At 70.1% G+C, this 19,054-nt stretch carries 23 protein-coding genes; 15 read left to right on the top strand and 8 right to left on the bottom strand.

The window, feature by feature from the left end:
* Positions 1–76: 76 nt before the first annotated feature.
* The gene (gene xylA, locus C1N74_RS14475; protein ID WP_023953882.1) at positions 77–1,264 is read left to right on the top strand and encodes a xylose isomerase; all 1,188 of its coding nucleotides are present in this window, start codon (positions 77–79) and stop codon (positions 1,262–1,264) included.
* A 48-nt stretch (positions 1,265–1,312) separates the two neighbouring features.
* A complete protein-coding gene (gene xylB / locus C1N74_RS14470; RefSeq protein WP_181405550.1) occupies positions 1,313–2,629 on the top strand; it encodes a xylulokinase in 1,317 nt (438 codons plus the stop codon).
* Positions 2,630–2,635: 6 nt separating this feature from the next.
* Here the strand turns inward: xylB and C1N74_RS14465 are convergent, their stop codons facing one another.
* Complete coding sequence (locus C1N74_RS14465) at positions 2,636–3,481, bottom strand: NAD(P)-dependent oxidoreductase (protein WP_023953886.1); 846 nt, start codon at positions 3,479–3,481, stop codon at positions 2,636–2,638.
* A 53-nt stretch (positions 3,482–3,534) separates the two neighbouring features.
* Between C1N74_RS14465 and C1N74_RS14460 the strand changes: the two genes are divergently transcribed.
* Positions 3,535–4,074: a YaeQ family protein gene (locus C1N74_RS14460; protein WP_137750792.1), complete on the top strand. Its 540-nt coding sequence runs from the start codon at positions 3,535–3,537 to the stop codon at positions 4,072–4,074.
* Here the strand turns inward: C1N74_RS14460 and C1N74_RS14455 are convergent.
* The gene (locus C1N74_RS14455; RefSeq protein WP_137750791.1) at positions 4,059–4,898 is read right to left on the bottom strand and encodes a hypothetical protein; all 840 of its coding nucleotides are present in this window, start codon (positions 4,896–4,898) and stop codon (positions 4,059–4,061) included. The two genes, C1N74_RS14460 and C1N74_RS14455, sit on opposite strands and share 16 nt — an antisense overlap.
* A gap of 184 nt (positions 4,899–5,082) precedes the next feature.
* Between C1N74_RS14455 and C1N74_RS14450 the strand changes: the two genes are divergently transcribed.
* The 5 genes from C1N74_RS14450 to C1N74_RS14430 all read left to right on the top strand — a co-directional run bounded on the left by C1N74_RS14450 (position 5,083) and on the right by C1N74_RS14430 (position 9,111).
* Complete coding sequence (locus C1N74_RS14450; RefSeq protein WP_172407839.1) at positions 5,083–6,393, top strand: hemolysin family protein; 1,311 nt, start codon at positions 5,083–5,085, stop codon at positions 6,391–6,393.
* Between the two features lie 79 nt (positions 6,394–6,472).
* A complete protein-coding gene (nhaA, locus tag C1N74_RS14445) occupies positions 6,473–7,738 on the top strand; it encodes a Na+/H+ antiporter NhaA (RefSeq protein WP_071919018.1) in 1,266 nt (421 codons plus the stop codon).
* A 113-nt stretch (positions 7,739–7,851) separates the two neighbouring features.
* Entirely contained in the window at positions 7,852–8,406 is a 555-nt protein-coding gene (locus tag C1N74_RS14440) for a MarR family winged helix-turn-helix transcriptional regulator (RefSeq protein ID WP_023953896.1), read from the top strand.
* 74 nt (positions 8,407–8,480) lie between these two features.
* Complete coding sequence (locus tag C1N74_RS14435; protein ID WP_023953898.1) at positions 8,481–8,732, top strand: hypothetical protein; 252 nt, start codon at positions 8,481–8,483, stop codon at positions 8,730–8,732.
* 61 nt (positions 8,733–8,793) lie between these two features.
* Complete coding sequence (locus C1N74_RS14430; protein WP_023953900.1) at positions 8,794–9,111, top strand: hypothetical protein; 318 nt, start codon at positions 8,794–8,796, stop codon at positions 9,109–9,111.
* 30 nt (positions 9,112–9,141) lie between these two features.
* On the opposite strand, the gene C1N74_RS14425 is transcribed toward C1N74_RS14430, so the two are convergent.
* Positions 9,142–9,486 carry a hypothetical protein gene (locus C1N74_RS14425; RefSeq protein WP_036305622.1) on the bottom strand — a complete coding sequence of 115 codons (345 nt, stop codon included), beginning with the start codon at positions 9,484–9,486 and terminating at the stop codon, positions 9,142–9,144.
* An 89-nt stretch (positions 9,487–9,575) separates the two neighbouring features.
* Here C1N74_RS14425 and C1N74_RS16470 point away from each other — a divergent pair, with 89 nt between their 5' ends.
* Genes C1N74_RS16470 through C1N74_RS14415 form a run of 3 tightly spaced genes read left to right on the top strand, consistent with a single transcriptional unit; the run spans position 9,576 to position 11,073 of the window.
* The gene (locus tag C1N74_RS16470; RefSeq protein ID WP_023953904.1) at positions 9,576–9,716 is read left to right on the top strand and encodes a hypothetical protein; all 141 of its coding nucleotides are present in this window, start codon (positions 9,576–9,578) and stop codon (positions 9,714–9,716) included.
* A gap of 10 nt (positions 9,717–9,726) precedes the next feature.
* Entirely contained in the window at positions 9,727–10,590 is an 864-nt protein-coding gene (locus C1N74_RS14420) for a transposase (RefSeq protein ID WP_137750790.1), read from the top strand.
* A 9-nt stretch (positions 10,591–10,599) separates the two neighbouring features.
* Positions 10,600–11,073: a hypothetical protein gene (locus C1N74_RS14415; RefSeq protein ID WP_023953908.1), complete on the top strand. Its 474-nt coding sequence runs from the start codon at positions 10,600–10,602 to the stop codon at positions 11,071–11,073.
* 36 nt (positions 11,074–11,109) lie between these two features.
* Here the strand turns inward: C1N74_RS14415 and C1N74_RS14410 are convergent, their stop codons facing one another.
* From C1N74_RS14410 to C1N74_RS14390, 5 genes are all read right to left on the bottom strand, one after another.
* A complete protein-coding gene (locus C1N74_RS14410; protein ID WP_137750789.1) occupies positions 11,110–12,153 on the bottom strand; it encodes a YihY/virulence factor BrkB family protein in 1,044 nt (347 codons plus the stop codon).
* A 125-nt stretch (positions 12,154–12,278) separates the two neighbouring features.
* The gene (locus C1N74_RS14405) at positions 12,279–12,854 is read right to left on the bottom strand and encodes a DUF3618 domain-containing protein (protein ID WP_064955503.1); all 576 of its coding nucleotides are present in this window, start codon (positions 12,852–12,854) and stop codon (positions 12,279–12,281) included.
* Complete coding sequence (locus tag C1N74_RS14400; protein ID WP_137750788.1) at positions 12,851–13,267, bottom strand: phage holin family protein; 417 nt, start codon at positions 13,265–13,267, stop codon at positions 12,851–12,853. The genes C1N74_RS14405 and C1N74_RS14400 overlap by 4 nt, the downstream gene beginning before the upstream one ends.
* On the bottom strand, positions 13,257–14,072 hold the full coding sequence (locus tag C1N74_RS14395; protein ID WP_137750787.1) for a hypothetical protein: 816 nt from the start codon (positions 14,070–14,072) through the stop codon (positions 13,257–13,259). Before C1N74_RS14395 ends, C1N74_RS14400 begins: the two co-directional genes overlap by 11 nt.
* Before the next feature lie 294 nt (positions 14,073–14,366).
* Complete coding sequence (locus C1N74_RS14390) at positions 14,367–15,794, bottom strand: HNH endonuclease signature motif containing protein (RefSeq protein WP_137750786.1); 1,428 nt, start codon at positions 15,792–15,794, stop codon at positions 14,367–14,369.
* Positions 15,795–16,041: 247 nt separating this feature from the next.
* Between C1N74_RS14390 and C1N74_RS14385 the strand changes: the two genes are divergently transcribed.
* The 4 genes from C1N74_RS14385 (at position 16,042) to C1N74_RS14370 (ending at position 18,984) form a co-directional block, all read left to right on the top strand.
* A complete protein-coding gene (locus C1N74_RS14385; RefSeq protein WP_023953920.1) occupies positions 16,042–16,329 on the top strand; it encodes a WXG100 family type VII secretion target in 288 nt (95 codons plus the stop codon).
* Between the two features lie 84 nt (positions 16,330–16,413).
* Entirely contained in the window at positions 16,414–16,731 is a 318-nt protein-coding gene (locus C1N74_RS14380; protein WP_137750785.1) for a hypothetical protein, read from the top strand.
* A complete protein-coding gene (locus tag C1N74_RS14375) occupies positions 16,712–18,388 on the top strand; it encodes an alpha/beta hydrolase family protein (protein WP_258318043.1) in 1,677 nt (558 codons plus the stop codon). The genes C1N74_RS14380 and C1N74_RS14375 overlap by 20 nt, the downstream gene beginning before the upstream one ends.
* Positions 18,389–18,426: 38 nt before the next feature.
* Entirely contained in the window at positions 18,427–18,984 is a 558-nt protein-coding gene (locus C1N74_RS14370) for a hypothetical protein (protein WP_088380742.1), read from the top strand.
* The last annotated feature ends 70 nt before the right edge of the window (positions 18,985–19,054 follow it).

Here is a 19,054-nt window from a genome sequence, read left to right as displayed (position 1 = left end):
CGAGAACACAGTTTGTTGACGTAATAGACAAACCGACTTACGCTGAGGTCGCAGCAATCGAAGCGAAGGAGCACGCATGCGCACCCCGACCCCGGCCGACAAGTTCACGTTCGGCCTCTGGACCATCGGCTACAACGGCACCGACCCGTTCGGCGGTCCGACCCGGCCGCCCCTCGACGTCGTCCACGCGGTCGAGAAGCTCGCCGAGCTCGGGGCCGCGGGACTGACGTTCCACGACGACGACCTCTTCGCGTTCGGATCGAGCGAGAGCGAGCGCCAGACGCAGATCGACCGCCTCAAGGGCGCGCTCGCCGACACCGGGCTGACCGTGCCGATGGTGACCACCAACCTCTTCAGCGCGCCGGTCTTCAAGGACGGCGGGTTCACCTCGAACGACCGCGCGGTGCGGCGCTTCGCGATCCGCAAGGCGCTGCGTCAGATCGACCTGGGCGCCGAGCTCGGCGCCGAGACCTTCGTCATGTGGGGCGGTCGCGAGGGCGCCGAGTACGACTCCGCGAAGGACGTCCGTCAGGCGCTGGAGCGCTACCGCGAGGCGGTGAACTTCCTCGGCGACTACGTCGTCGAGAAGGGGTACAACCTGCGTTTCGCGATCGAGCCGAAGCCGAACGAGCCGCGCGGCGACATCCTGCTTCCGACCGTCGGTCACGCCCTCGCCTTCATCGAGTCGCTCGAGCGCCCCGAGCTCGTCGGACTGAACCCCGAGGTCGGGCACGAGCAGATGGCTGGCCTGAACTTCGCGGCCGGCATCGCACAGGCCCTGTACCACGGCAAGCTCTTCCACATCGACCTCAACGGCCAGCGCGGCATCAAGTACGACCAGGACCTCGTGTTCGGACACGGCGACCTGCACAACGCCTTCGCGCTCGTCGACCTGCTCGAGAACGGCGGCCCGAACGGCGGACCGGCCTATGACGGCCCCCGCCACTTCGACTACAAGCCGAGCCGCACCGAGGACGAGACCGGCGTCTGGGACTCCGCCGCCGCGAACATGCGCACCTACCTGCTGCTCAAGGAGCGGGCCGCGGCGTTCCGTGCCGACCCCGAGGTGCAGGAGGCGCTCGAGGCGGCCCGCGTTCCCGAGCTCGCCCAGCCGACGTTCGGCGAGGGGGAGAGCTACGACGACTTCGTCGGCGACCGCTCCGCCTACGAGGACTTCGACGCCGACGCGTACCTCGGGGGCAAGGGCTTCGGATTCGTCCGTCTGCAGCAGCTCGCGACCGAGCACCTGCTCGGCGCACGCTGACACCGGCGCCGCGAGAAGCCCCGTAACGCGAGAGAAGAGGATGCCGGCATGACGCTGGTCATGGGGGTCGACTCGTCGACCCAATCGTGCAAGGTCGTGATCGTCGATGCCGACACCGGTCGGGTCGTCCGGGAGGGGCGCGCGCCCCACCCGGACGGCACGAGCGTCGACCCCGAGTCGTGGTGGACCGCACTGCAGGCGGCGATCGAGTTGGCGGGCGGGATGGCGGACGTCGCGGCCTGGTCCATCGGCGGGCAGCAGCACGGCCTCGTCGCGCTCGACGAGCGGGGCGCCGTCGTGCGCGACGCGCTGCTGTGGAACGACACGAGATCGGCGCAGGCGGCATCCGATCTCGTCGCCGAATACGGCGCCGACCGGCTCGCCGAGCGCACCGGGCTCGTGCCCGTCGCCTCGTTCACCATCAGCAAGCTGCGGTGGCTGCGCGACCACGAGCCGGAGAACGCCGCGCGCACGGCGGCCGTGGCTCTGCCGCACGACTGGCTGACCTGGCGCCTGCGCGGCTTCGGCCCGGTCGCCGACCGTGCGGCCGGGGCCGCCGCTCTGGCCGAGCTCGTCACGGATCGCTCCGACGCCTCGGGGACCGGCTACTGGAGCGCTGTCACGGGCGAGTACGACCGCGAGCTGCTCGTGTCCGCTCTCGGGCACGATGCCGTGGTTCCGCGGGTCCTCGCCGCCGACGAGTGGGTGAGGGACCGGGACGGCCGCCGAGTCGCGGCGGGCGCCGGCGACAACGCGGCATCCGCTCTCGGCGTCGGCGCGGGCGTCGGCGACGTCGTCGTCTCGATCGGCACGTCGGGCACGGTCTTCGCCGTGAGCGAGACGCCCGCGGTCGACGCGACCGGGACCGTGGCGGGCTTCGCGTCAGCCGACGGGCATCACCTGCCGCTCGTGTGCACGCTCAATGCCGCACGGGTGCTCGATGTCGTCGCCGCTCTGCTGGGGGTCGACCACGACGGCCTGTCGCGCCTCGCGCTGTCGGCCGAGCCCGGGGCGGGAGGGCTGACGCTCGTGCCGTACTTCGAGGGCGAACGCACGCCCAATCTGCCGGACGCGACGGCCTCGCTGACCGGGATGACGCTCGCCTCGACCACGCGCGAGAACCTCGCCCGTGGCGCGGTCGAGGGGATGCTGGCAGGTCTCGGTGCCGGGCTCGACGCGCTGCGCGACCAGGGCGTGCCGCTGCGGCGCGTGCTGCTGGTCGGCGGGGGAGCGCGATCGGCCGCCGTGCAGCAGATCGCCCCCGCGGTGTTCGGTCTCGACGTCGAGGTGCCCGCGCCGGGCGAGTACGTCGCGCTCGGCGCGGCTGAGCAGGCCCGCCGCGTCGCCGCGGCGGGTGCCCGTTAGATCGCCTCAGACGTGATCGCGCCAGGAGTGCTTCGGCTCGTAGCCCAGAAGCCTGCGCGCCTTCTCGGTGGAGAAGAGCGACTCGTTCGTTCCGAGGTCGCCGCGGATCTCGACGTCGGGGAACACCTCGGCCACGAGCTCCGCGTTCGGGCGTGACATGACGGTGTCGGCGGCGGCGATGAGGAACCGGTCGAAGCCCGTCGGCGCGTTCTCGAGCGCACGCAGAACCGCTTGGGCGCCGTCGCGCGCGTCGATATAGCTCCACACGTTCCACTTGCGACGCATCGGGTCGGCGTCGAACGAGGGGAACTCGGCGTAGTCCTCGGGCACCATGACGTTCGAGAATCGCAGCGCCGTGATCGACAGTCCGGGGTGCCAGCGTACGAGCTCGATCGCGAGCTGCTCCTCGAGATGCTTCACGAGCGAGTACACCGACTCGGGGCGGGCGGGATACTCCTCGTCGACGGGGATGTACGGCGGCGGCACATCGAAGGGCAGCCCCTGCACCGTCTCGCTCGAGGCGTAGACGATCCGGTCGATGCCGAGCCGGGTCGCGGCGTGGAAGACGTTGAAGGTCGCGGCCATGTTGTTGTGGAACGTCGCGATGTCGGGCCGGACGCCGGGCGCGGGGACGGCGCCGAGGTGCACGATCGCGTCGACGCCGTCGTGGCGGTCGCCGACCGAGCCGAAAGCGTCGACGACCTGGCCGTAGTCGGTCAGGTCGATCTGCACGAACGCGGGGCCGCGCCTGCCGATCACGTCGAAGCCGATGACCTCGTGGCCTGCCGCCGTGAGCTCACGAGCGACGACCGTGCCGAGTTTTCCCGATGATCCCGTCAGTGCGATCCGCATGAGAACAGCGTCGCACACGGCGGTGCCACCGGGGGCGGCTAGGCTCGTTCCTCATGGCTGCCGGGGCGACGATCCACACGTTCGATGCGACGCTCGCCGACGTCGACCGCGGCGTGTACGAGTCGTTCGCCCTGCGCGTCGCGCGGCATCCCTCCGAGACCGACGCCTTCATGCTGACCCGGTTGCTGGCGTACTGCCTCGAGTACGAGGAGGGCATCGACTTCACCGAGGGCATCGCCGCGAAGGACGAGCCCGCCGTGCTCGTGCGCGACGTGACGGGATCGATCGTCGCCTGGATCGAGGTGGGGGCGCCGGATGCCGCGCGCCTGCACCTCGGCAGCAAGCAGGCCGATCGCGTCGCCGTCTACACGCAGCGCAATCCCGGTCCGATCGTGGCCGCGTGGGCGGGGAAGAAGATCCACCGCGTCTCGGAGATCGCCCTCCACAGCTTCGAGCCGGGCTTCATCGACACCCTCGTCTCGGCGCTCGACCGCCGCAACACCGTGACGGTCTCGGTCACCGAGCGCCACCTCTACGTCGAGCTCAACGGCGTCACCGCCGAGTCCGACGTCATCACTCAGCCCGCGGGCTGACTCGCCGCTTCGCCGGGCGCCTCCGGTGCGGCGGAGGACGACGGCGCCTCCGACACGAAGACGTCGACGCCGGCATCCGTCAGCACGAACTGCAGCCCGGTGCCGAGGGGATATCGCTCGAGGAGCTCGTCGGGCTGATCCTCCCTGACGACGAAAGAGACGGCCGCGGGGAAGGCACCGGCGGAGCAGCCTTGGTAGAACGCCCCGCTGCGCGAGCCGTCACCGGATGTCTCATCGTCGATGCGCGCGACGGAGAGGCAGACGTTGTCGTTTCCCTGCCAGGTGTCGGTGGAGCGGAACACCGACAGGCCGAGGAACTTCTCGAACGACCCCGGCTCGACCCCGCCACTGTACGGCCGCATGAATGCGGGGATCTCCTCACCCGTGGGCAGCAGCGTGGTGACGTGGGAGATTCTCGCATCCGGCGGCAACGCGGTCGCGGTCGATGCGCTGCGGGCCGTCGCGAACGCGGTGATCCCCACCGAGAGGGCGGCCACCGCGACGAGCGAACCGGCCCACATGAGGATCGAGCGCAGCGGCCGCGCGCGGCGCGCCGTCGGTTCCGCGACGCCATCCCCCGGCTCGTCATGCCGCGGCTCGTCGGATCGGGCCGTTGGCAGGTCCGTGAGCGTGTCGATGGTCGACGGACGCACGGGCTCCGGATCGGGCTCGCGTGCGTGCGTGCGCGGTATCCGTTCCGCGCGTTCGCGCTGTTCGAGCTCCGTCAGTCGAGCCAGCGCAGCGGGATCGTCGGCGATGTCACCGCCCGGCGCGTAGGCGCGGAGGCGGAGCGCGCGGAGCTCGGCGGCCACACCCTCGTCCATCCCTGCATCGTGGCACATCCCGACATCGGTGGGGGCCTCGGCCGTTGTCAAGCGTTCAGCGCATCCCGAGCAGATGCCGCTATTTTTGTGCGATGACGCATCGAGCCTCGAAGGCCTCCGACTCCGACAGTCCCGGCGCCCGGGTGACCCCGGGCGCGTCCCGTCTCGCGAGCGAGGTCCGCCGGTGAACGGCGACCTGCTCCTCAACATCGTCCTCGTCGTCGTCTTCGTGCTGATCGGTGGTGTGTTCGCCGCCACCGAGATGGCCCTCGTCACGTTGCGCGAGAGCCAGGTCAACGCGCTCGCCCTCCGCGGCAAACGGGGCGAGAAGGTGGCCGCGCTCGCGCGGAACCCCAACACGTTCCTCTCCGCCGTGCAGATCGGTGTGACGGTCGCGGGCTTCGCCTCGGCGGCGTACGGCGCCTCGTCGATCGCGCCCTCGCTCGCCCCGCTGCTGGTGTCGTGGGGGCTGTCCGATGCCGCCGCGATGACCGTGGCGACGATCGTGCTGACCCTGATCATCGCCTACCTCTCGCTCGTGCTCGGCGAGCTGGTGCCCAAGCGCCTCGCGATCCAGCGCAACGCCGCCTTCGCGTACGGTGTCGCTCCGGTGCTCAACGGCTTCGCGAAGCTCATGCGCCCGGTGATCTGGCTGCTCTCGCTCTCGACCAACCTGCTCGTGCGGCTGCTGGGGGGCGACCCGAACAAGACCGGCGAGGAGCTCAGCGACGAGGAGCTCCGCGACATCGTGTCGAGTCACGAGGGCCTTCCCGAGGACGAACGGCGCATCCTCGACGACGTGCTGTCGCTGCGCGACCGTCAGCTGAGCGAGGTGATGCGTCCGCGACCCGAAGTGGTGTCGCTGCCGGGCGGCGAGACCGTCGGCGCGGCCGCCGCGCTCGTTCGCGATCTGCCGTACTCGCGGTACCCGATCATCGATCAGACCATCGACGATGTGGCCGGATTCGTCCACGTGCGCGACGTCCTGGATGCCGCGGGCACCGACGACACGCAGTCCCTCCAGTCGATCGTGCGACCGATCCGCTACTTTCCCTCGACCGCGCGGCTGCTGCCGACCCTCACGTCGATGCGCGCCGAGGGCAGCCAGATCGCGGTCGTCGTCGACGAGTACGGCGGCACCGACGGCATCGTCACCCTCGAGGACCTCGTCGAGGAGGTCGTCGGCGAGATCGTCGACGAATACGACACCGAGGCGATGCCGCATCCGCTCGCCGGCGACGGCGGACCGGTGGACGGGCGGCTGAACCTGCAGGATTTCGAGGAGGCCACCGGCATCTCGATCCCGCGCGGGACGTCCGACACCGTGGCCGGCTTCGTGATCGAGCAGCTCGGGCGCCTCGCACGGGTCGGCGATCGCATCGAGGTCGACGGCGCGACGATCGAGGTGACGCGACTGGACCGTCGTCGCATCGCGGAGCTGCACGTCGCGCGCGCGTCGACGGAGGGCACGGCGGCGGTGCCTGCCGACGGGTAGGCTGGGGGCTCGGTGCGTCGGGAAGTCTGGTCGACATGTCCGTCGGCGACTGCCGACGGAGGATCGAGAGGCTCCTCACATGTACGACGCTCTTCCCCGCCGAGCCCGCCTGCGCCGCTGGCTGTCCCGTGAGACGACGGGCGGCGCGCTGCTCCTCGCGGCCGCGGCCCTCGCGCTGATCTGGGCGAACTCGCCCCTCGCCGCCTCCTACACCGCGTTGTCGGAGTTCACGATCGGGCCCGCGGCGCTGCACCTCGACCTCTCGCTGTCGACGTGGGCCGCGGACGGCCTGCTCGCGCTGTTCTTCTTCGTCGTGGGCGTCGAGCTCAAGCACGAGTTCGTCGCGGGCAGTCTCCGCCGCCCGCGCGAGGCGGCGGTGCCGGTGCTGGCGGCGGTGGGCGGGATGCTGCTGCCCGCGATCCTCTTCACCGCCGTGATCCTCGTCACGGGCGACACCGAGGCGCTGCGCGGGTGGGCGATCCCGACCGCGACCGACATCGCGTTCGCACTCGCGGTGCTGGCGATCTTCGGGCGCGGTCTCCCGCCGGGGCTGCGTACGTTCCTGCTGACCCTCGCCGTCGTCGACGATCTGCTCGCGATCCTGATCATCGCGATCTTCTACACCGCGACGATCCACATCGTGGCGCTCGCGGTGGCGCTCGCGACCGCGGCGGTGTTCGCCGTCGTCGTCCGGCAGCGATGGGCCCGGTGGTGGATGCTGCTGCCGCTCGGGCTCGTCGTCTGGGGCTTCCTCCACGCCTCCGGCGTCCATGCGACGATCGCGGGGGTGCTGCTCGGGTTCGCCGTCCCCGCCCGGCCGGTGCACGGCGAGAGCGTGGCGCGCACCGACACGTACGACGACCTCGTGCGTCCCTTCTCCTCGGGTATCGCTCTCCCCGTGTTCGCGTTCTTCGCGGCCGGGGTCAGCGTGGTCGGGACCAGCGATCCGCTCGCGGTCGTCGCGCAGCCCGTCGTGCTCGCGATCATCGTCGGCCTGGTCGTCGGCAAGGCGGCCGGCGTGCTGGGGACCACCGCGCTCGTCACCCGGACGACGCCGCTCCGGCTGCCGGACGGCGTCGGGATGCGCGATCTTCTGCCCATCGGGCTGCTCTGCGGGATCGGGTTCACGGTGTCGCTGCTCATCACGGGATTGTCTTTCGCCGACGGCGTCCACACCGACGGCGCCCGGCTCGGCGTGCTCCTCGGAACGCTGCTGTCCGCCGCGGGAGCCGCCGTGCTGCTCAGCCGGAGTGCTCGACGCGCCCGGGCGGCCGCCGCGGACGCGCCCGCCGCGCACACCATCGATGGCGACGGACCTGCGCTGGGGTACGACCGCGACGAGTGACCGACGGCGCAGACGTTCGTGTTCCGGATCATCCCGTCTCATGGATGGGCGAGCGCGTCAATCCCTCGGCGTGCGACGTGCGCGAGGCCCCGCCCGCGTCTTAGGATGCCGAGGTGCCCGATGTCCCGACGCCCACGCATTACTGGTACCCGTCGGACTCGGACGATCCGGGGACTCCTCGCGAGCGCGGCATCGCCGTGCTCCAGGCGTTCCGGCTCTATCGCGCCGCGGAGGCTGCCATGCGCCGCCGCACGCGGGATTCCATGTCGATGGGCGAGAACGAGCTGCTCGTGCTCCGCTATCTCATCAAGGCGCACGGCGAGGGGCGTCTCGTCGGGCCGACCGAGCTCTCCCGCTACCTCGGCATCTCGACGGCCTCGACGACGGCGCTGATCGACCGGCTGCAGAAGTCCGGCCACGTCACCCGTCAGGCCCACCCCAGCGACCGGCGCAGCGTCCATGTAGTCGCCACGGAGAAGTCGGACGAAGAGGTGCGCGAGACCCTCGGGCGGATGCACGAGCGCATGATCGCCGCCGTCGACGGCATGTCGGCAGAGGAGGCGCGCATCGTCATCGCGTGTCTCGGGCGCCTGCAGCAGGCCGTCGACGAGGTCGACGCCCACGCGCCCGATCCGCGCGCCGTTCAGGCCCGCAGCGACCGCGCCTGACAGGTAGCTAGTCACCGGAGAAAGCCCGCGAATTGACATTCGTCAAGCGGGGAACCGCGTGACACCATGAGAACATGTGTTCCCTTCCGGTGACCCCGACCGAGGAGCGCTTCACCATCGAGGGCCAGGTGGTGACGTCGTTCTCGGGCGTGGTCTCGCGCCTGGCCGCCGCGCATCCGTCCCTCGCCGTCGTCGACATCGAGCGGGTCGTGCTGCGCGAGTGGGAGGCGTTCAGCGCCAGCCGTCCGGTGGTGGTTCCGATCGGCGTCGAAGAGGGTGCCGCCGAGATGCTTGCAGTCGAGACCTCGGCTCAGATCGACGGCTGAGGGCCCCCGCGCCCACGGTCCGTCGTTTATCGGACCGTCTGTTGCGCGTTAGGCTCACTGCGTGGGCCGATTCATCTACGACACGCTGGGGAACTCCGTCGAGATCGACGACCGGACTCTGGCGCACCTGCGCATCGTCATCATGAACAAGCTGCGCCGTTCCGAGCCGTTCATGTTCGACATCGATCTGCCTCGCGGGGGTGAGCGTCGCAGCTACTGGATCCACCCGTCCGTGCCGCTGCAGTTCCACTTCTCGGGCAGCAGGCAGCCGCGCATCAACCGCCACTGGGTCGAAGAGCTCATGCAGGTCGCCAGCGGCCCGGCAGGCCTGACGATCGTCCCCGAGCCGGCCGAGGACGGCGCGCCCGAAGTCGGCTGAGCGGCGTTGCCCGCTCTGCGCTGCGACCGGTCAGGATGCGGCGTCGTTGCCCGTCGGGGCGACCGTGTCGGGGTCGTCGACGTGCTCGGTGACCACCATGATGCCGCCGGACGAGTTCGCGGAGTTCGCCATCTCCTCGACCCACTCGCGGCTGAGCGTCGTCGGCTCGGGGTCGTCGAAGGCGAACCGGAGCGGGATCGAGGGGTGCAGCCAGATCGTGCTGCGTCCCGTGGGCTCGCCGTCGGGGTGTCGCCATGAGAGCGTGAAGCTCTCGCCGCGACGCAGCTTGGTGGCGATGACCACCTTGAGGTGCGCCAGCGTGCGGTCTTCGATGTGGATCGGCGATGCGCCGTCTCCGTAATAGATGGTGCCCACGAGCACCACATTAAACGTCCGCGGGACGAAGCCCAATCTCATTGTCAAGGGCTCGACGCTCCGTGGATCGCGGATGAAAGTGGGAGCCGATGATGATCGATCCGCGCCCCGATGACGAGCTCGAGCCCAAGCCCACCGGCTCGCTCGACGAGGACGTGTTCGCGGATCTGCCGGCTTTCGATGTCGTCGATGGTGAACTGATGCCGCGCGCTCCGAAGCGCGGTCGGTGACAATGGCGGGATGACGGCGAACGGGGCGCATACCGACGGCGGTGCGGGCGACGAGTTCGACGCGGCGGCCGCTGAACTGCTGGTCGTGGCGCCCGCCGACTTCGTCGCCGCCCGCAACGCTCGCGCGACGGAGGCGCCCGGGGCGCTCGGCACGCGCATCCGCGGGTTGCGCAAGCCGACGGTGGCGGCGTGGGCGGTCAACCTGCTGAGCCGCGACCCGTCCTTCCGCGAGGCGCTCGAACTCTCCGGGGCGCTGCGTGAGGCGCAAGACGACCTCGACGCGGCTGAGCTCGCCCGACTCGGCAAGCAGCGACGCGCCCTGGTCGCGGCGCTCGCGCGCCGCTCCGCCGACCTGGCTGACGAGGCCGGTGTCGCGCTGTCGGCGGCGGCGCGCGACGAGGTGGAGCGCACCGTCAATGCGGCCATCGTCGATGCCGTCGCGGGCGCGGTGGTGGGAGCGGGCCGGCTCGTGCGCACCCTCGAGCCGGGGTCGCTCGACTCCGAGACGCTGGCTGACCGCGTCGCGGGTTCGATTCCCGGTGTTGCCGAGGCGCCCGCGAGGCCGCGAGACGATCTCGCCGAACGGCGCGCGCGACGTGAGGCGGAGAAGCGCCGGCGCGAGGCGCAGCGCGAGGCGAGCGAAGCAGGCCGGGCGCTGGCCCGCGCGGAGGAACGCCGGTCGAGCGCGCGGGAACGGGCTGACCGGCTGCACGAGCGGGCCGAAGAGCTTCGGCGGGACCTCGCACGGGTGTCCGAGGACGCCGAGCGGGCCGATGCCGCGGTCGACGACCTCGACGACGCGGTCGCGTCGGCGCGCGAGTCACTTGCGGCGGCGGAGCGCAAGGTGCGCGCGGCTGACGGCGACGGTCAATAGCATCGAGGGGTGCCGGAAGCTGCGACCGAACTCATCGCCGACGCCCGTCGTCGGCTGATCGGAGTTCCCCGGGAACGACTGGGGGTCCGCAGCGAGGGGCGGCGTCTGCTCGGCTTCGGCCGCGCCGCCCGCATCTTGCCGGTCGGGGATGCGTGGCATCTCGGGGTCCTGCTCATCGCCGATGATGAGGTGTTCGCGACAGGGGAGCTGCTGCGAGCCCGAGCCGAGGCGATCCGCGGCTACACCGCCGAGGCGCAGCGGGCTCGGTCCGAGCGTGCGGCAGCGGCGTTCCGCGGTGGTTTCGCCGAAGGCGAGCCGGTGCACCTGGACTGGTCCCCGATCGATCTCGACGTCGTCGATGCCGGCGGGGCTTCGGGGCCGCTCGCGCGCAGCCACGACGGGGTCGTCACCGTTGCGTTCGCGGCGGGAGCCCGCATGCCGCTGGCTTCGTACCTCGACGACCGGATCGCACTGCTGCCCTGACGCGGTCGCGGCCGGGCAGCAGCGCGGTGACGGGCCTCAGTCGTCCGACGCGCCTCCCGTCGCGCGCAGGCGCTGCGCTTCGGCGCGCTCCTCGGACTCCTGCTTCCGAGTCTTCTCGATGCGGGTGGTGTCGCGAGGCGGCAGCTGGATGGTCTCCTCGGCGGGCATCCCCGCCTGCAGCTCGCGTCCGCGCTCGAGCTCGGCGTCGAACTCCGCGCCGAACAGGAGGGCGAGGTTCGTGATCCACAGCCATAGCAGGAACACGATCACGCCGGCGAACGACCCGTAGGTGCGCTCGTAGTTCGAGAAGTTCGCGACGTAGATGCCGAAGCCCGCGGTCGCGATGGCGAGCACGACGATCGCGATGACGGCGCCCGCACTGATCCAGCGGAACTTCGGCTGCTTCGCGTTGGGGCCGAAGTAGTAGAGCACGGCGACGAGCAGTACGACGATGAACGCGAGCACGGGCCACTTGGCGATCTGCCAGACGAGCACGGCGGTGCTGCCGAGTCCGATCGCGTCGCCGATCGCTTCGGCCACTGGCCCGGAGACGACGAGGAGGACGAGCGCGACGACGACGAGCGCGACCGCCAGAAGAGTGACGCCGAGCTGTTGCGGCTTCAGCTTGATGAAGGGGCGTCCCTCGTCGATCTCCCAGATCCGGTTCATAGCGCGACTGAATGCGCCGACGTAACCGGATGCCGACCAGAGCGCCAGGACGATACCGGAGATGAGGGCGAAGCCCGCCGCGGGAGAGGTGGCCATCTCTTCGATCGGGCCGCGCAGGGTGTCGGCGGCGCCGCCGAGAGCGACCTGGCCGACGATGTCGAGCACGGCGTCGGCGGCCTGCTGCCCCTGCCCGATGACGCCGAGGAGCGAGAACACCGCGAGAAGACCCGGGAACGCCGACAGCACGGCGTAGTAGGTGAGCCCGGCGGCGAGGTCGGGGCACTGATCGCGGCTGAACTCGCGGACCGTTCGCTTCAGCACGTGCTTCCACGAAGGCTTCTCGACGTCGGTGATGGAATCGGGCTTCGCGGGGTGCTCGGGGTCGAGCCCGGCGGTTCTCTGGTTGCTCATGTCTCCTCCTGGGGTCGTGCGCGCTGCGGGATGGTCAGCGGTGCGGGAAACGCGACCGTGCACCGGGTCGGCGGCGGATGCCGTCCCGGTGCACGGTTCGTGCAGCGCTCGCGCCGCGGTGGGTGTCAGCTGCCGCTGACGTTGTCGCGAGCCTCCTGGGCGCGACCGGTGACGTTGTCGACCCCGTCCTGAGCGTCGCTCTTGACGTGGGAGACCGCCTCGGTCGCGGTGTCCTTGACGGCTGCGGCGGCATCCTGCACCGGCTCCTTCAGGTCGGAGCCGACCTGCTGGGCGACGCTCTTGGCTTCTTCGACCAGGGGCTGGGCCTGCTCCTTGACGTCGGCTGCGATGCCCTTCTCCTTCGTGGATGCCGGGATGAGCGAGGCGACGAGCAGGCCGCCGGCGAACGCCATCAGGCCGACGGCGAGGGGGTTGCCCTCGGCCTTGGCACCCACCTTGTGCGCGGCGTCCGACACGCCTCCGGCGACCGAGGAACCCGCGTCATGAAGCGACGAGCCGGCGTCGTCGGCCGCACCCATCACGCGGTCGCGCACGGACCCGAGGGCGCCCTTTATCTTGTCGGTCTGGCGGTGGGCGATCTTCGAGGGCGTCACCTTGTCGACGAGAGCGTCGGTGTCTTGGCTCAGCTCGCGACGCTTGCGCTCGATGTCAGCGCGGATCGCTTCCGGTGAATCGGTCATCGGTTCTCCTCATTTCTCTTCAATGCGTCGGGGATCTTGCCCAGGGTTTCGGCCGTCTGCGGGGCGCCCTGGACCCTCTCGAGCTGCTTGCGCCCGAGGGCGTACAGGACAGCCGCGATGATGCCCCAGATGACGGCGACGATCACGGCCGACCAGCCGAGGCCGACGAGGTGGCCGAGGGCCCACCAGAGCGCGATCGAGAGGAAGAAGATCGCCGTGAGCGCCGCGTATCCCGCGCCGCCCAGCATCCCGGCTCCCTTGCCCGCTCGTGTTCCCGACTCCTTCAGCTCGGCCTTGGCCAGGTTGATCTCCTGGCGCATCAGCTCCGACAGGTCGCGCGTCACCTCGCCCAGCAGATCGCCGAGCGACGTGGTGGCCGCCTGCTGCTCGGAGGGCGTGGGGTTATCGGTCATCTCGGGTCTCCCCGATGCCCTCGGTGTACGGCTCGTCGGCCGTGCGGCCGACGGAGCTGTCGTACAGCGGCGTGGGCTCTGCGGCATCCGGTGCGGAGCCGATCGGGTCGTCGAGCGGAGCCCCGACCGGGGCGAGCGACGGTGCCGACGGTGCGGCCGGGATGCCGGTGGCGGCGGCGCCCGGCGTGCCGATCGGCGCGTCGAGCGGCGCGTTCACCGGTGCGGGCGACGGCGCCGAGGGCGCGGCGGGCACGCCGCCGGACGTCGTGCCGGTGCCGGAGTCGTGCTCTTCTTTCGCGCCCTCGGCGAGAGCGCGAGTGAGGCGGCCGGCGACGACGCCTGCGATCAACGCGCCCGCGATGAAGACGCCCGGCTTGCGGCGCGCGAAGCTCTTCGCCTCGCTGACCAGCGACCCCGGGTCGCGCTGCGAGAGCCAGTCGGATGCGCCGCTCACGCGGCTCGACACCTGACGCACGAGGTCGGTGGCGATGCCGGGGTTCTCGGAGTTCTGGGCCAGCGAGTCCAGCTCATCTCCGATCGAGCGCAGCCCGTCGGCGACGCGCTGCTGCTGCGACGCGGCCTGTTCGGTGAGCTGCTGTTTCGTCTGCGTGTACACCTGCTTCGCCTGAGACTTCGCCTCTGACGCGACGCCCGCCGCTTCCTGTTTGGCCGTCTCGACGACGTGACCGGCCTCGGCCTTCGCGGTGCCCGCGACCTCTCCGGCTTCGTGCTTCGCCGTCTCCGCCGTGCCCGACCCTGATCCTGCCTGCGAGCCGGACGTCGGCTCACCATAGTTCTGCGACATCGGTTCTCCTCTCGGTACCGCTTGCGTTCGTGGGGTGCCGATGTAACGCCTCACCCCCGCGTCTTGCCCCGGGGCTTGACGACGGCGAAGCGCTGTGGGATGGTCGCGCCTTCTGTACCGACGCTGCGCGAGACGGATCCGAATCCGGGGCCCCCGGGGTGGGTTCGGGCCCCGGGGCGGGTTCGGGCGCACCTTCCGGCTGCGCGGGCGCGTTTCGGCACGCGCGCCCGCGCAGCCGGGAGGAGCGCCGCACGCCGTCGTCGCTCTCCGCTCACCCTGGCCCGCCACCGTGGATCAGAACGGTGGGCGCTCCGGGGCGGGTGGGTCTGTGGTCGTGAAGGCGACGAGGGGTGGTGGTGCGTCGTCGCGGTAGACCCGTCCGGTGGGTGAGGTCCAGACGAGCCGCCCGCCCGGAAGTTGTCTTACTCGCCAGCGGGTGTGGTGTTTGACGTCGTGGTGTCGTTTGCAGAGGTTGGCGAGGTTGCACACGTGCGTCGCACCGCCGTCAGAGGCAGCGATGGTGTGATCCAGTTCGCAGCGGATGGCGGGTTGCCGGCATCCGGGGAACCGGCAGTGCCGGTCGCGGGCCCGCAGCAGCCGCACCATGGCGGCGGTCGGCCGGTAGGTGTCGCACTCCAGCACGGTCCCGGTGACCGGGTGGGCGAGGAGCCGGTCCCACGAAGTGGCGTTTCCGGCGAGTTCGCGTGCAGTGTTCGCGTCGATGGGGGAGCGACCGGCGAGATCCGCGGGCCCCTCGTCTTGGCCCGTCAGCGTCAGCGCAGACACGGCGACCTGCACGTGCGCGCGGATGGCTCCGAGGGTTCCGTCGCCGTCGCCGGTCGCGGTGGGGTCGAGGGCGGGTGTGCCGGCGAGGAGGAGGTCGCTGAAGACGTCGGCGCGGACCTGGTCGATCGTGCGGGCCTCGTCGACGAACGACGAACCGTCGCGAATCGTCGTCTCGGCATCGCGGCCGCCACCATTGGCGTCGGCTCGAGCGCCCAGCGCGTCGGCTCGAGCGCCAGCGCCACCGGACGCCGCGTCAGCTCGAGCGCCAGTGCCAGTGCCACCGGACGCCGCGTCGGCGTGCTGCCGCACGTTGATGATCTCGCGGGCCTGTCGGGTGAGTCGGTCGACGATCCCGTCGGCGATGACGGTCGGCAAAGTTGCGATCAGGTCCGACATCCCGTCCGCGCCTGCCTGCACCCGCACGCACCGCCCCGCCGCGGCCTCTTCATGCCGCTCCGTGAAACTCCGCGGGTGCATCCGCTCCGCGATCATCCGCAACGCGTCCCGCACCCGGTTGGGTGTCTCGCCCTCGCACCGCCCGATCGCGACCCGTTCGAACTCCGCCCGCTCCTCCGCAGGCACCAGGCATCCCGTCTCCTGGATGACCCGCACATGCCCGCGGACGATCCGCCCCGCCTCCCACGCCGCCATCGTCACCGGATAGTTCTCCACCAGGTCTCGCGCCTCATCGATGCGGCGCTGCACGGTCCGGTCGGTCGCGACGAACACCCCAGCCAGCTCGGCGGCGATCCCGCGCAACGCCATCTCACGCGCCTTGACCCTCTCCGACGCCCCAGCGGCCTGCTTCTCCGCGAGAACCCCGGCGGCCGCGAGCACCCGAATTTCACGAATCTGCACCGCCCGGGCGGCATCCGAGACGCCCTCGGCATCCGCGACCAGCATCGCGAGCGTATCGACGTCAGCGTCGCTGCTCATTCCGCTGCCGAGGCCGCCGAGTCGTCATTCGAATACATGTTCGAATACTGTCACGAACGTCAGACATTGCCGCACGACGTTCCACAGGTGCCGCAGCCCCTCCATCGACGCCTCCCGAGCACGGCACCGACGTCCGAGCGCAGCAGGGTGGGGAGTTCTCCCCATCGACCTGGCGTGATCGGTGCCGATAGGTTTTGGGTGTCGGCTCCGGAGGGGGGTCGGGACATCTACTTTCAGGAGGGCCGTCATGGCTGATTTCGGTGCATCTTATGGCGAGATGGAGCAGGTTGCGAGCTCGCTGTCGCAGGCTCGTGATGACATTCAGGGTCAGCTGGACACCCTGAAGTCGCAGGTCGACACGCTTCTGGGCGATGACTTCAAGACGCAGCACGCGTCGGGCAAGTTCGGTGAGGGCTACTCCGAGCTCACCACGGGTCTGAAGAACGCGGTCGATGGCATCAACGACATGTCCGAGTCGCTGCTGGGCATGATGCGCGCGATCCAGGACCTCGACCAGCAGCTCGCCGGCAGCTGATCTCGGTTCGACCTTCAGCGGTGCGGGTGCGGATGTGCCCGGATCCGCACCGCGGAGTGATCGGCGCTAGGGGAGGATCCGAGCATGGCCGACAACGTCGAGATCGATCGAGCTGCGCTCGAGCAGGCGAAGATGCTCCTCGACGGATCGATGGGCTCGTATCGCGCCTACGCAGAAGACACCTGGCGGCGAGACACCGGGGTCAAGAACCCATGTGGACGCACGCATCTGCGGGTCGCGCTCGAGAACGCGCTCGGCGCGGCGCTCATGAGGACGCGGGCCGAGACCGACGCGGGGCTTGACCTCAGTTCCCAGGTGCAATCGATCATCGATTCCTTCGAGGCGCTGGACGTCTCGCTCGGCAGCGGATGGGACGGTGACTATGTCGCTGACCTCTCCTGATCGCGGATGGCTGCTCGAGCACATCGACTACAACTCTGGCGCGCTCGAAGGTCTTCACCGAGCGTTGATCAGCATCGTGGACCATGCTGCGGACGCTCGCGTTGTGCTCCGCAATATCGACGGCGGTCTCGAAGGCCGCGGCGCCGCGATCGCGGACGTGCAGACTGACGCGGGGGGCATCGCGGGCGACGTGGGACGCACAGTCGCGACTCTCGGCCGGATCGCGGAGGTGGTGCGCGGGTACGGTGAAGCAGTCAGCGCGCACGCTCGCGCCGCGAATGACCTCGTCGACGACATCGAGCGAGCACACCGAGCCGTCGCCGACGCCGAGGGGACGGCCGCGGAGGCCGCGAGCCGACAGACTGGACTCGCTGATGATGCGACCCCCGCGGAGGTCTCGCGGGCGGATGGGGCAGTCGAATCGGCCGCGGAGGATCTCGCTGCGCGCCGCCGCGAGCTCGCCGACCTGTGGGCGCAGTGGGAGGCGTCCTACGACTTATGGGACGATGCCTACGGCTCGGCGCTGGCCGCGCTGGTCGCTGCCGACGTCAGCTCGCTGCCCGCCCATGTGCGATCGGCTATCGAGGCGCTTGCTCACGCCGACAGTCCCGCCGAGGTCGCGGAGATCTGGGCGAGTCTGACCGAGGACCAGCGCACGGACCTCATCGACCGACGCGCGGAGTTCGTCGGCAACCTCGAGGGTGTTCCGTACGCGATCCGCTTCGCGGCGAACCGATCGGCGTTCGAACGAGTGCTCGACGGTGGTCCGTACGGCAAGCCCCTCGATGATCAGCTCGAACAACTCTCTCTCGAGCTTGGTGACGACCTCGGTGGTCAGTTGCTGATGTTCCACCCCTTCGAAGAGCCGCAGGCGACGGCGGCCGTCGTTTATGGCGCTTCGTCCGGCGATGATCCGTTCGCCGGTGTCACGAACGTCAATGCGCTGGTCGGAGGCATGTTCTCGGGCCTCGGAGATCTCGAGGCCTGGGGCCAGAGCGCCCGAGACCTCAACGTGTTCGCCGAGGCGTACGGTGACCCGGGCACGCGCTCGGTGAGCATCGCCTGGTACGGGTACGACTCTCCCAATCTGCTTACCGAACACACGATGGGGAGTGCGACCGAGGGCGCCGCCCGGCTGTCGTCGACCCTGCGCGGGCTCGACAACGAGGTCAGTTCGGCTGTGACGACATCTGTCATCGGCCACTCGTACGGCAGTACGACATCCTTCTTGGCCGTCGGAGGCGCCGGCGACGACCTGGGCGTCGATCGGCTCGTCGCTGTGGGATCGGCCGGTGTCCCCGACGGATACCACGCCAACTGGACCGGCGACGCGCCCATGGACTACTCCGGCACCGAGGTCTTCACGTCGCGCGCGCCCTGGGACTTCGTTGCCCGATACGGCGAGGTCAGCTCGTTCGGTCACGGGATGAATCCCGAGGACATCCCGGGCGCGACGACGTTCGAGAGCAACGGCGGGACCGCGCCGTCGCTGCAGGGCACACCGGAGGATGTCGCCGGCACGCCGGGCCACGCCGCGCACGACGGAGGCAACTCGATCATCGGGTGGTGGGAGAAAGGCAACGGCTACCTCTCTCGCGATTCCGAGTCCTTCCGTAACATTGCGAACATCGTGGCCAATGGTGAGGTGCTGCAGTGAGCTGGCGGAGAAATCTGTTCGGAGTGACGATGACCGCCATGGCGGCCATCGTCCTGACGGGATGTGGAGCGACAGTGGCGCAACCGACGGGCGACGAGCTGTACCAGGAGGCGGAGAGCCTCTACTTCGATTTCCGCGAGACGACCAACGGCGTGCTGGCCGTCATCGATGACGGCCCGTGGGAGGTGCGGACGTACGGGATGACGCCATCCGGTGTCGGGTGCGGCGACGGCTGGAAGTTCGACCTGACGCGCACGACCACGATCGACCCGGCAGGGGTTGCCGGCAAGCGCGAGGCCGTCGCACAGCACCTGGTGTCCGAAGGCTTCGAGGTCGACGGCATGGATCTCGATTCGGGCGAGGTCGCGTCTACGGACGTGATCGTCCGCGAGCAGGGCGTCTACTCCCTGCTGACGGTGACGCTGGTCGACAACGGGAACGTCGTCGTCACCGCCACGTCGCCGTGCAAGCCCGGCGACAAGTTCGAGCTCAGCCGGATGCTGTTCGGCAAGGGCCCCCTGCCTGAGGGGTATCTCCCCGACCGGGAATCTCCCTCCGACCCCTTGTTCTTCGGCACCGACCGCGGCGAGCGCTGACTCCCACCGGGACGTTCCACTCGCCAGAATCTGCGGGTCCGAAGCCCCGTGCATCCGCATCTTGTGGCGA

Source organism: Microbacterium sp. SGAir0570, from assembly GCF_005491085.2.
GTDB classification, from domain to species: Bacteria; Actinomycetota; Actinomycetes; order Actinomycetales; family Microbacteriaceae; genus Microbacterium; species Microbacterium arborescens.
This window is presented reverse-complemented; position numbering and strand designations above follow the sequence as displayed.